We start from the raw sequence: 12,250 nt of genomic DNA on the forward strand, positions 1-12,250 counted from the left end.
AACGTAAACCTTGTTGACAAAAACCAAGCATAATTGCTTGGTTTTTTTAATTTTACGCCTCATAAAATGGGCACGGACAAACTCCAGTAACGACCTTACCCTGCGTTGGATGAATAAATTCAAGTTCACTTGCATGTAGCAATAACCGTTTAGCCAGTTGCTCGCTACCCTCGCTTTTATACAGATCACAACCTAAAATAGCATGCCCTATATAATAACTATGAATTCGTAGTTGATGAGTGCGCCCCGTGAGTGGCTTATATTGCACCACACTGCGGCGTGGCATTTTAAATTCAGCATTTAAATCAGCGTCGAGTTTTTGTAATAATTTGTATTCGCTCACCGCCGTTTTACCCGTGACCTCACAAATTTTAACGCGAGGAAAAATAGTCGGGTCTTTTGCAATAGTAGCTGAAATTTGCCCTTGATCATGCTCAAGCCAGCCTTCTAGCACGGCAATATAACGTTTATTGACAGTTCTAGCTTGAAACTGTTTGTTTAAATGTGCTGATGAAGCGGCATTAAGCCCAACCACCATAATACCCGATGTGCCAAAATCTAATCGATGGGGTAATTTTGCATGAGGAAATGCCGGACTGATCCCTTTTTGGCCCTTTAGTAATCGATAGTGAACAGAATCCCAATTGAGTGGATTTTTACCCGATAAACTCAATAATCCGCTTGGCTTATCGATTAATAGAATATCTTCATCTTGATATAAAATAGTCACCGGCTGATCGCAAGCCGGTGCGATAAAATCATCAACTATTTTGCTTTTTGATAACACCGTTTCTGGCATCAAGTTTTCCTCAGTATCGCAGTGACTGACTTAAATAAAAGCAATCAATAACATAACCGCCATTTATTATTGTGAATAGCGGTTAAAAAGTTAATTGCAGGCTTAAGTGTAAAGTATACCGTGTAAACAAGCGCTTAATAATAGACAACTACCACTTCAATCCAATAAACAGTACTATGCCATGATATATCTAAATAATATTTTAAAGGATAAACGGCGAGTATGAGCAAAAAACATTATGTGATCTGGAAAGGCGCACAAACAGGCGTGTTTGATACATGGGCAACGGTCAAATCTCTCACCGCCGGCAGCAAAGATGCCCAATATATGGGTTTTGCTAGTAAAGCGGAAGCTGATGCCGCTTTTAAGTCAACTTACACCAAAGCACTGATGAAGCGCTCGTTAGAAAAATCGGGGGGACCCCGTAATAGCTCGCCCCCAACCAACGCAACTAATAGCAGCTCAGAAAACGCCAGTACCGTAAAAAAACAGACAAAAAAATCATCACTGACTCCCGAAAACAACGCCGATTTCAATATATATTGTGATGGTGCCTGTTCTCCTAACCCAGGTAAATCAGGCACGGGCATGGCAGTTTACGAAAAAGACACCTTAGCGCAATTATGGTATGGCCTACATCAAAAAATGGGCACCAATAATACGGCTGAATTAAATGGCATGTTAGAAGCCTTTCGATTTGCCAAACCTTTGATAGCACAAAATAAATCGGTTCAGGTATTGTCCGATTCTAAATACTCTATTGATTGCATTACAAAATGGGCTAAAGGTTGGCAAGCAAAAGGTTGGAAACGCGGTAAAAATGAAGAAATTAAAAACCTAGCGATCATTCAAGAGTGCTTCTCGTTGTATCAAGCCATGGCCGATAAAATAATCATTACCCATGTAAAAGGTCACGCCAACATTGAAGGTAATGAGCTATCTGATCGAATGGCGGTATTAGCCCGCATGAAAGCAGAACAAGGCTTTGTTCAATATACCGATTCAATCAATATACAAGATATTCTCGCGATGCCTTCGGGTTAAAATAGCACCGTTACGGTATTAAAAATTTGAAGTTAAAAAGAACTGAATTTAACAAGAGGATGTTATGGTTTTTAACATCCTTAGTTTAGGTGTTTATGCTTGTGTTAGTGCGCAAAATATTAAAAAATCAACAGAGGCGACAGCGCCGTTATTTTTGCGCACTAACACCCATTAAATGATCGACTTTTTCAATGCGCTTAAAGCCAACCGCTTTAAGTCGACGAATAACACCATCAACAAAACTGCTGCCTTTTTTAATTAAATGCGGATTACCCGTGTAATGAAAAAATTGGCCACCCGAGCGTAATACACGATATATCTGTTGATAAAATTCTTCACTATATAATTCACCGGCCAACGAAAAACGCGGCGGATCATGAATAACCGAATCAAAAGACGTGGACTCCATAGAGCGTATTAACTCATAACTACTGCCATGCAATTGCTCTATGCCATTATTGGCTAAATCACGCGACCATGGGTTTTGAGCTCTTAACCCCATCACTTGCGGGCTTAATTCAATGGTTGTGACCTTACTTGCGCCGATACGATGGGCAGCAATAGCGGCATAACCTAAACCGCTGCAACAATCCAGCACGTTATCGCCTTTAGACACCGCTTGCTGAGCCATCTCAGAAGCACTTTTATAAGGGTCAGTCCCTTTAGAAATATGCATTTTAACACCGCTAATTTCTAACAATGGCGCACCAGTTGTCGGTACTAATTTGTAGTAGCCCGTACTACGATCTTCAAGTGGAAACCAATCACCATCGGTGCAGATATAAATGCGGTGTTTACGCTTAACTAATTTTTTTAGATCGGCAACACACAATATATTTTCTTCATCGAGTACTAAAGATTGATCCCGTATTGAGTATTCATGCTCAGAAAGGTGTAAATCGGTTGAAATTGTCACCCAAGAAAGATCTTGCTCAATCGCATTCAATGCTTGTTGGGCGTTTAAAGCGTGAAGGTAATATCCAAGCATACTGTTCATCTATTAAATTAAAATACGGCCGGCATTATACACGTAATAGCAGGCTTAAATAAGTGATTGTAATTAACGTAAAAATCGTCAATCGACCGTTATAATTTGACGATTTAACGCTTACATTCACGCCAACTATTAAACACAGCGCATAAGTTATGTTGCCGTTTTACAAGCCAATTTATAATACTGATTATTATTAAATTCAAATTCATTTATAACCTGTAACGGCGTTTTACCCGTGTGCGCTGCAAACGATCTTGGGTTAATTTTGTTAATAAACGTGACCATAATCGGAAAACGCTTGTGCATTTCAGCCAATGAATAATTAAATATCTGTTCAAATACCCCAGAGCCACGATAAGATTTATCGACGCAAACCGGTCCGTATTGATAAGAATTATCAACGGTTATCACTTGATTTAAACATTCAGCATCGTTTAAGTGGTTTACCATGTATTCAAACAAAGGCCATTGCAGCCAAAAAGACCAAGAGGCCGCCATCGCATAGGCTACAATTTCATCTTCGACACAAGCGATAAAAAGCCCCTCTTCTTCTTGGATCAAACGTGTCAAATGCGCCGGGGTAAACGCGGTGGTAATAAACCCATCGGCTTTGTCAGCTTCGTTAATTGAATCTATTTGATACTTGTAATGCAAAGCCAATACTTCATCAACATCCGTTAACGAAGCGCGTTTAAATGCGATTTCCATTATTTTTTCACCTTAATTTATACCCAAATAACTTAACATGCAGTGTGATGATGATTGATCACCAAGCTTTTACTTTTTTGATATGCGCTATCAATTTTTTAGCATTGTTAATATGCTGCTTAACCCGAGGGTGTGCTCGATAACCCGTAAAATCAAATTGTATTAATTCAATATTAGCCGTTGGATTTTCGGCGTTAATTTCATTTAATGCGGTTTGAATATAACGTGGCCAATGCGCTCTTTTAGAATGGGTTGCATCCATACTCCCTAGAACCGAAACAAATCGAGCATTCGGATAATGTGTCATTAAGCGCAGAACAAAACGTTTATAAGCTGCGGTTATGTCTTTTGGCGAAGGCTCGGGTTGTAAACGTTTTTCGTTATCAATAAGCCAGCTATCATTTTGTCCTAAATTTATAACCACCACATCTGGCTGCCATTGGGCAAAATCCCATACCGTGTCATTATCACCGACGCCCGATATTTGGTCATAAACCTGAGGCATAACATGATCGAACCAACTCACCATAAAACCAATTCCGCTTGAAGAAATAGTATGAAATTCGGCATTCAAATGCCGTGCAGTTATTGGTGCATACGACCAGTAGTGGTTTTTGTCCGCACCGATATTATCTTTTGCGTTATCCGGCGCTTCATTGCCCATACCAGAAGTAATTGAATCACCAAAAAAGGCAATCCGTCGCTTTAATGCCTTAGGCTTAGCTAATAAATTGGCCTTATCAGCCAACTTAAGCCCTAAAAAATGCGTGCCGCCTTCATGTCCTTCTGTTCGCTTGAATATCTCTAACTCATTAACCTTTGAAGCTGTGTTGGTTAATAAATAACTTAAATCATATTCATGGCGACCTTTTTTAAGTTCAAGCACGGTAGGAAATTGATCATCACCATTTAATATCACGTTATAATAATTTTTCCCGAGTTGATCATCAAAAATAATAACTAATTCATCCCCCGTAAAAGTCGCTTTAATACTGCTGCCTGGCCAAGAAAGCCAAGGCTGTTTAGGCATTTTAAAATCGACTCGACCGGTATATAAAAACCCATCGTCATCAGCACCTATTTGTACTTGTGCCATAGATGAATAACTAATGACAAATAACAACGTTGCCATATTAATTAAACGCATAAACGCCATTTTCATTTTCCTTTATTGATATTTTTATCTAACGCGTTTTAAGTCGGTATGCCTATTATATTTTTATGCAATATATCTAAATCGACTCATCGGGTTTCACTTATTGACCGGCATTTTAATTTAAATGCCCCCTTTCACACTGTTATTAACACAATAACTAAAGCCGTTTTAGTGGCTTTTACTAACACTACCTTAAATATTCAAGCACAAATATAGATTAATCATTATTAGTGAGAGCCATTTTTAACGGGTTTAGTTATAATGCGCCATTATTCGCTAAAAAATTATCATTATGACATCTTTTGCTAAGCTCGGCCTTAATGCAACGCTGCAATCAAATATCAAAGTTTTGGGCTATAAAAAGCCAACCTATATTCAAGAAAAATCGATCGGAGCGGTATTGTCCGGTACTGATACTTACGCAATAGCACCAACGGGGACAGGAAAAACAGCCTCGTACTTACTGCCTATCTTACAAGAGCTGACTCAATCTGATCATAGTGATGACCAAGTACGCCCTATCCGTGCCTTATTTTTGGTGCCAACTCGAGAACTCGCACTGCAAGTCGAAGAATCAATTGCCCAATATGGCAAGGGTTTAAAGCTTCGCACAATTAGCATATTTGGTGGTGTGCGTATTGAGTCTCAAGTTAAACGCTTTAAACGCGGCACCGACATTATTGTTGCCACACCCAAACGCTTAATCGACTTAATGAAAAATGAAACAATTTCATTAAACGATATTAAATATTTTGTGATGGATGAAGCAGACCGATTAGTCAGTATGGGTATACACCAAGAGTTAAGAGCCATTTTAGCCGCTATTCCTAAAAATTCACAAAAAGTATTATTTTCAGCGACCGATTCAAAAGCCCTTAACAAGTTTAATGAAGAAAATTTATCACGCGTTAAAGTCGTTAAAGGTGGCAGCATACAACCCGCTTTAGATAAAATATTACACACCATGTATCGTTGTTTTAGAGAAGACAAAAACCAGCATTTATTAAGTTTGCTAAACATGCTTAACAGTGACCGCACACTTATTTTTGCCCGTACCAAACGTGATGTCGATTTTTTAACTCAATTATTAAACGATAACGGTTATGCCAGCACAGGTATCCATAATGAAATTCCACAAAAAAAGAGAACAGAACGCCTAGAAGGGTTTAAAAATGGTGAATTTAAGCTATTAGTTGCAACCGATATTGTTTCACGTGGCATCGATATTAATGGCTTATATTATGTTATTAACTTTGATTTACCGGTAAATAGTAACGACTATATTCACCGCGTGGGCCGCACCGCCCGAACCAAAACCAGCAAGTTAGAAACTAAAAAAGCCATGGCGACTAAAGCTAAAAACCAAGCATTATCAAAAGAAGTCGCAGCCAAAAACAAGCCGGTTATGTATCCGGTGCCTGAAGAAGAAGTCGGCATCAAAGTATCTGATATTCACGGCCATGTTTATTCGTTAGTGAGTCATGAGCAAGAGCGCCTTGTACCACTTATTACTAAAGCAGTGGGTAAAGACATTAAGCTCGAACCCACCCCTTGGAAAATCGAACGATAAAAAGCATGAATAAACTGAGCGTTTGACGCTCAGTTTATTCATATATAGTCAAAGCGATCGGGTTTTAGGGGCAGGTTTCTAGTTCCAGACGAAACCGAAGTACTTACATCCATGTAAGCAAAGCCGTCAAAGCTACCGCGTCCTGCTCTCGCCCCTTACCCGCATCCATGCAGGCAAGCTTCGAGACCCCATGAGCATATGCTCTACTATGTGATTGGGGCCGCCTAAATGGATTTGGGTGTTAGAACGACGCAGGAGCCAAAGTCGAGAGTAAGCACTGACAATGAACCATAAAACCTGAGCGAGAAGACTATAAAAGTAAAGGATTGCTGCTTAAATTTAAGTTTTACTAACCCATTCAAACGCCTAATTCACCCCGTATTTTATCTTTACCTTACTGACCTTAACTTTATTTAAACCCTATAAATTTAATGTTAAAACCATAACACGTTGCGGGTTTTCTCTTAAATCTGTCATTAAATTCTTACTTTATTGTCATATTGTTTTTTTATATTGACCGCCGTTTTTTAAATACAGGCAATAAAAGTAATGAAATTTAACACGATCTCTTTATGTTTGATCGCAACACTAGGTTTAGCAAGCTGTAGTGATGATGGCGAAAATGGAATTAATGGTACAAACGGTACAAATGGCACAAGTGGAACAAATGGCTTTAATAGCCTAATTCAACATCAAGCGTTAACACTGGGCGACAGTGACTGCTTTTTTGGTGGCTTAAAAATACAATCCGGTTTAGATACCGATAACAACAACGAGTTAGCCGCAGCAGAAATTACATCAACTTCATTATCATGTAACGTTAATCCAGTGAGTAATAATGGCTCACGTCTTCCTTATACCGTTTTACGAAATGATATTGATGACGGTGCGATGCCAGGCATGAAGTTTGAAATTCGTAACGGTGGTTTTGGTTCAGATATGGTTGCGCATCCAACCGACCCAAGCCTGTTTTATGCCGTAACAGATCGAGGCCCAAATGCAACTTTCACCGGTGCGCAAGGTAAAGGAAAAATATTTCCAACACCCGATTACACGCCACGTATTGGGTTATTTAAATTGCAGCCTAATGGTGATATCAAAAAAATCAAAGAGATATTGTTCAAACGCCCTGACGGTACTTTAATCACGGGCTTACCAAACGATGCCGCGTTTGGTGGTACTGGCGAAACCCCTTATAACATAGATGGTACACTAGTTACCGTAGATGCAACTCAACCTTATGATGCCACTACAAACCCAATCAAATTAGATAATTATGGTTTAGATGCCGAAGGTATAGTGGCACTATCGGATGGTACGTTTTGGGTAAGTGATGAATACGGCCCACATATTGTACACTTTGATGCCGACGGTAAAGAAATAGGTCGCATTAATGCATTTAGCAACGACACGCGTAACACGCACACCCTACCCGCAGAATTTGCTAACCGCCGAGCAAACCGCGGAATGGAAGGCTTAGCCATAACACCAGACGAATCAACTTTAGTTGGCATTATGCAATCGACCCTTTATAACCCAAGCAGTGCGGTTAAAAATTTAGATATCGTGCGTATCGTGACGGTAGAAATTGCCACAGGCAACGTCGCACAATACTTATATAAGCAAGAAAAAAATCAAAACTCACAATCAGGTATTGTGGCACTAAGCAATAACACCTTTTTAGTGATTGAACGCGATGGCGCATTTTATAATGCAACACCAACGGCGATGAAACACTTATATAAAATAGATTTAACTAACGCGACTAATATAGAAGCCATGACCGCGTCGGGCGATATCGAGCAAGATCCCGCCCTCGGTTTAACCATTGCAGGCGAAACACTTGAGCAAGTCGTCTTAAATTCAGGTTGGACCACGCTTGAAAATGCAGGCATAAACCCAGTCAGTAAAACAATGGTAAGCGATTTAGTGGCTGAAGTGAGTTACCCTCACGATAAACTAGAAGGCATTTGGTTAATCGACAATACACGTGTTGGCGTGATTAACGATGACGATTTTGCGACTTGGGCAACCGGTGGCGTGCTTGAACAAAAATACTTAGATGCAGGTAAAAATACCATTGACGGTAACACTTTGTATATTATTGAAAATCTTGACCTCGGCATGACGCCATAAAAAACTCACATTGCATTTATAGTAAAGCCTATGTATTTATACTTAGGCTTTACTTATTAAAGCGTTAATTGATGGTATGCAACAATGCTTTGTTGATGATGTCGTTTTCGTTAAAATTGGGGTTGTCTATTCTTATTATGGTTCGCTCATGTAACCTTGCTCGTTTAACATCTTCTGCATAATATCTATCAAAAATAGCCTTGAGCTGACCGTTACGGGTTATTTCTTGTAGGCCATGGTTTATTCTTGTTGCAATTTGAGGCGCATTTCGCGACACATATATATAAGTGGCCATAGGAATATAAAGGGCAATATTAGGCTCTATAACCGCATTAGGAATAAGGCTTCGGCGTTGCTTTAACTCATCATAAGCTTCATACACCGCTCGAGGTATGTAATGAAAGCGTTTCTTTTTGAGCATTAAAAACAATCCTTCAAACTCGTTACCATACACTACATTTAAGTTATGTATTTTGTAGACGTCGTCCGTAACCCAGCTATGTTGCAACCCTGCTGACAATCTTGATAATTGCTCTAGTGTTTTTATATTGGCAAACAAAGGAAGATGCTCTTCTAATGTGACTAATAAGCGATAACTCAGTAATCCTTGGCGAATAGGCGTTTTAATGGCAATTGATTTGCTTTCCCACTCGGGGCTGGCGGGTGCGATAAAAATGTTAATGAGGTCACCGTTGTGGATCTCTTGTAATGCACGCCCTGTTGTCATATCCACATTGACTTCGACAAACTCATATTGACCAAACTTAGGGACAGAGGCTTCTAATGCGCTTCGGATCACTTCATCTTTATGTTTGGCTCGTTTATCATAACTCAATATGGGCTTGAGTCTTTTAACGGAGTCAACAGCATATGCCTCAAAACTTAATGAGCTAAATGCAATAAGCAAAAAAGCGCTATTAATTAACCTGTATACATTATTCATGAATACACCTTCATTGAGTCATGAAATTGGCCATACCTAATCATTAATTATGGATATAAATCGATTTTTTGCACGACTGTCGGTCTTTGAAAATTTATTTAGCTAAATAGTGACGACGATTAATCAAATTACTTTCAAGAACATCCATTAATAAAACCCTTCATTACCTTGACTTTTTTGCAACACCCATCAAACTTAACTGTATATAAAAACACCTGTATTAATCATCATGACTAAAGCCCGTAAAAGCCAAATATCACTCGATGACACCGCTTATTATCATTGCGTTTCTCGCTGTGTGCGACGCGCTTTTTTATGTGGGCAAGACAACGCAACCGGTCAAAGTTTTGAACACCGCCGCACATGGCTTGTTACCCGCATTAAACAACTCGCCACTATTTTTGCGATTGATATCGCTGCCTATGCCATCATGAGTAACCATTATCACTTAGTATTAAGAGTCGACCGTAAAAAAGCTCTAGCGTGGTCAGATGATGAGGTATTAAAACAATGGCATTTGTTGTGTAAACCCACGCCAGTTGTACAACGTTATTTAGATAGCAACATCATCAGCGACAGTGATTTAATCATGGTAAAACAAGAAGCGGCTAAGTTTAGAGCAAGGTTATACAACATTAGTTGGTTTATGCGTTACCTCAACGAATTCATATCTCGCCAAGCTAACCAAGAAGATAATTGCACAGGACATTTTTGGGAAGGACGTTTTAAAAGCCAAGCTTTATTAGACCAAACCGCCATACTCGCTTGCATGGCCTACGTAGATTTAAACCCAATACGCGCAAACATGGCCGATACACCTGAAACATCCGATTTCACCTCAATTCAAGAGCGCATTGGCATGGCCAATCATTTAATCGACCCTCAAGTTAATAACGTTAGAATGGATAATGAAAAAATAGAGAGTAACAAAATAAGAAATACAAAAACGGATAATGACAGTACGAATAATAACAAAACAGATGATGAAAGAAGTGATAATGACAAAACGGTAAATAAACAAGCCATTGCTTCATCACTTGATAACATCAAACCCGCAACCTTATTACCCTTTGCCGGTAACTCACACATCAGCAATAACCCAACCCATATACCGTATGAATTAATTAACTACTTACAATTAGTGGATTGGACTGCACGACAATTAAAACCCAATAAACGCGGTAAAATGAATGACAACACACCGGAAATTTTAAAACGACTGAACATCACAGTTGATAACTGGCTTGAATATTCAAGCCATATTGAAGACCAATTTGGTTTTAGCCTAGGCGCAGAGCAAAGAATGCGCACCTATAGCCAACACGTAAATGTAAAACGCATAGCCAAACTCAAATCAGTACAACGCTACTACGCAACCCCCGCCGCACTCACTTAGCTAATCTAATTATTTACAGGTCAAAACCAGCAAAACTCAAAACACCAGCCATGATGTAAACCGTCACGCCTTAAAAAGCTGAATTCATCAATTAAACGTAATTTACGCGTATTGAACACCATCAAAATGAATAAATAACGCGATCAACTCACTCATTTATCAAACACAATGTAGCCAAAATCGATTAAATTTTTTTCTTAGAGAGACTGTCCCCGATAGTTTTCTCACAAAAGATAACTGGCTTGAGTATTCAAGCCATATTGAAGACCAATTTGGTTTTAGCCTAGGCGCTGAGCAAAGAATGCGCACTTACAGCCAACACGTAAATGTAAAACGCATAGCCAAACTCAAAGCTGCACAACGTTACTATGCAACCCCCGCCGCACTCACTTAGCTAATCTAATTATTTACAGGTCAAAACCAGCAAAACTCAAAACACCAGCCATGATGTAAACCGTCACGCCTTAAAAAGCTGAATTCATCAATTAAACGTAATTTACGCGTATTGAACACCATCAAAATGAATAAATAACGCGATCAACTCACTCATTTATCAAACACAATGTAGCCAAAATCGATTAAATTTTTTTTCTTAGAGAGACTGTCCCCGATAGTTTTCGACGTTATTATGTTAGTTTCTTTTCTGTATACATCACGTTTTCATCTTTATAGACCCTAACGCTTAGAGCGACTGTCCCCGATAATGCTCATCGTATGGGACAGGCATCGTCAAAACCCTAACGGAAGGATTAAAATCAAGTAAAATCATCGGTTTATTAGTGCCTGTCCCGCAGGACAGTTTTCGCACCCCGATGATCATGTTAGCATACTATCCTTGAGGCCTAACGCCCCGTTCAGGGGCCAATAATTGTTTGCTAAAATGTGTAGCGCAGCGGAACCGAGCAAACTGTTAGCGGTCCTTTGCAATGGCTTGTTAGGAGTATTATTGCACCTGTTCTGCAACACTTTTAATTACATCAAAGTTAGCTTTAAAAAAGCCAAACTCTTTATTACCTGCTTGTACTCTTTTTAAAACCATATCGATTGGAAATATTGTAGCCCCTCCACTCAATACAACGATAAAGCCAGCACCATGCTTATCAATTATTACTTTCCACTTAGAATCCACTTTTGATACAACGAAGTTACCAAACATAACTCCAAGCCCGTATATTACTTTTTGGTCTTTAGGTTTATCTAAGCTGCCGTCTTGTGCCCAAGTACGGTAAACAAAGTCTAAACTCGAGGGGGTTACCTCTTTGTCTTTAGCGTAGAGTTCAAAAATTTTACTGCCCCACTTGGTCGAGTCACTTTTTAACTTTACTTCGTTATCAGTCAGATCTCGGATAGTACTTTGCTGGCTTGCTATGCCAAGACTGCTCCATAAGATTGTTATTAAGGTAACCATGCAACTTAGATATAACCGCACTATAAAATACTCCTAACGAGCTTGTAGAATAACTCGTTTTTATTGTTATTTTTAATTGCGTTAAACAGTATCTGA

The 12,250-nt window shown here is 39.2% G+C and carries 10 protein-coding genes; 4 read left to right on the forward strand and 6 right to left on the reverse strand.

The genetic code is table 11. From position 1 onward, the window contains the following. Nucleotides 1–52: 52 nt before the first annotated feature. Nucleotides 53–799 carry an RluA family pseudouridine synthase gene (locus tag DPX34_RS09490; protein ID WP_111978184.1) on the reverse strand — a complete coding sequence of 249 codons (747 nt, stop codon included), beginning with the start codon at nucleotides 797–799 and terminating at the stop codon, nucleotides 53–55. Between the two features lie 222 nt (nucleotides 800–1,021). Between DPX34_RS09490 and DPX34_RS09495 the strand changes: the two genes are divergently transcribed. Then, a complete protein-coding gene (locus tag DPX34_RS09495; RefSeq protein WP_111978185.1) occupies nucleotides 1,022–1,843 on the forward strand; it encodes a ribonuclease H1 domain-containing protein in 822 nt (273 codons plus the stop codon). Nucleotides 1,844–1,991: 148 nt separating this feature from the next. Here DPX34_RS09495 and DPX34_RS09500 read toward each other — a convergent pair whose 3' ends face one another. From DPX34_RS09500 to DPX34_RS09510, 3 genes are all read right to left on the reverse strand, one after another. Further along, on the reverse strand, nucleotides 1,992–2,831 hold the full coding sequence (locus DPX34_RS09500) for a class I SAM-dependent methyltransferase (protein ID WP_111978200.1): 840 nt from the start codon (nucleotides 2,829–2,831) through the stop codon (nucleotides 1,992–1,994). Nucleotides 2,832–2,987: 156 nt separating this feature from the next. Beyond that, a complete protein-coding gene (locus DPX34_RS09505) occupies nucleotides 2,988–3,545 on the reverse strand; it encodes a GNAT family N-acetyltransferase (protein WP_198673667.1) in 558 nt (185 codons plus the stop codon). A 58-nt stretch (nucleotides 3,546–3,603) separates the two neighbouring features. Further along, a complete protein-coding gene (locus DPX34_RS09510; protein ID WP_111978186.1) occupies nucleotides 3,604–4,701 on the reverse strand; it encodes an SGNH/GDSL hydrolase family protein in 1,098 nt (365 codons plus the stop codon). A gap of 292 nt (nucleotides 4,702–4,993) precedes the next feature. Between DPX34_RS09510 and DPX34_RS09515 the strand changes: the two genes are divergently transcribed. Together DPX34_RS09515 and DPX34_RS09520 are read left to right on the forward strand one after the other, a co-directional pair. Continuing rightward, a complete protein-coding gene (locus tag DPX34_RS09515) occupies nucleotides 4,994–6,271 on the forward strand; it encodes a DEAD/DEAH box helicase (RefSeq protein WP_111978187.1) in 1,278 nt (425 codons plus the stop codon). Between the two features lie 549 nt (nucleotides 6,272–6,820). Continuing rightward, nucleotides 6,821–8,407 (forward strand): esterase-like activity of phytase family protein, encoded by a 1,587-nt coding sequence (locus DPX34_RS09520; protein ID WP_111978188.1) that lies wholly within the window; start codon nucleotides 6,821–6,823, stop codon nucleotides 8,405–8,407. Between the two features lie 64 nt (nucleotides 8,408–8,471). Here the strand turns inward: DPX34_RS09520 and DPX34_RS09525 are convergent, their stop codons facing one another. After that, entirely contained in the window at nucleotides 8,472–9,350 is an 879-nt protein-coding gene (locus DPX34_RS09525) for a transporter substrate-binding domain-containing protein (protein ID WP_111978189.1), read from the reverse strand. 229 nt (nucleotides 9,351–9,579) lie between these two features. On the opposite strand from DPX34_RS09525, the gene DPX34_RS09530 reads away from it, so the two are divergent. Beyond that, the gene (locus DPX34_RS09530) at nucleotides 9,580–10,746 is read left to right on the forward strand and encodes a transposase (RefSeq protein ID WP_111978190.1); all 1,167 of its coding nucleotides are present in this window, start codon (nucleotides 9,580–9,582) and stop codon (nucleotides 10,744–10,746) included. 943 nt (nucleotides 10,747–11,689) lie between these two features. Here the strand turns inward: DPX34_RS09530 and DPX34_RS09535 are convergent. Further along, nucleotides 11,690–12,154, reverse strand: a complete 465-nt coding sequence (locus DPX34_RS09535) for a DUF3806 domain-containing protein (RefSeq protein WP_111978191.1) — start codon at nucleotides 12,152–12,154, stop codon at nucleotides 11,690–11,692. Nucleotides 12,155–12,250 lie beyond the last annotated feature (96 nt).

Origin of the sequence: Algibacillus agarilyticus (assembly GCF_003286125.1) — a bacterium.
GTDB classification, from domain to species: domain Bacteria; phylum Pseudomonadota; class Gammaproteobacteria; order Enterobacterales; family Alteromonadaceae; genus Algibacillus; species Algibacillus agarilyticus.

Coding starts and splice junctions, on each gene's coding strand:
- DPX34_RS09490 (WP_111978184.1), bottom strand. CDS start 799: ATGCCAGAAACGGTGTTATCAAAAAGCAAAATAGTTGATGATTTTATC.
- DPX34_RS09510 (WP_111978186.1), bottom strand. CDS start 4,701: ATGGCGTTTATGCGTTTAATTAATATGGCAACGTTGTTATTTGTCATT.
- DPX34_RS09535 (WP_111978191.1), bottom strand. CDS start 12,154: ATGGTTACCTTAATAACAATCTTATGGAGCAGTCTTGGCATAGCAAGC.
- DPX34_RS09515 (WP_111978187.1), top strand. CDS start 4,994: ATGACATCTTTTGCTAAGCTCGGCCTTAATGCAACGCTGCAATCAAAT.
- DPX34_RS09520 (WP_111978188.1), top strand. CDS start 6,821: ATGAAATTTAACACGATCTCTTTATGTTTGATCGCAACACTAGGTTTA.
- DPX34_RS09495 (WP_111978185.1), top strand. CDS start 1,022: ATGAGCAAAAAACATTATGTGATCTGGAAAGGCGCACAAACAGGCGTG.
- DPX34_RS09530 (WP_111978190.1), top strand. CDS start 9,580: ATGACTAAAGCCCGTAAAAGCCAAATATCACTCGATGACACCGCTTAT.
- DPX34_RS09525 (WP_111978189.1), bottom strand. CDS start 9,350: ATGAATAATGTATACAGGTTAATTAATAGCGCTTTTTTGCTTATTGCA.
- DPX34_RS09500 (WP_111978200.1), bottom strand. CDS start 2,831: ATGCTTGGATATTACCTTCACGCTTTAAACGCCCAACAAGCATTGAAT.
- DPX34_RS09505 (WP_198673667.1), bottom strand. CDS start 3,545: ATGGAAATCGCATTTAAACGCGCTTCGTTAACGGATGTTGATGAAGTA.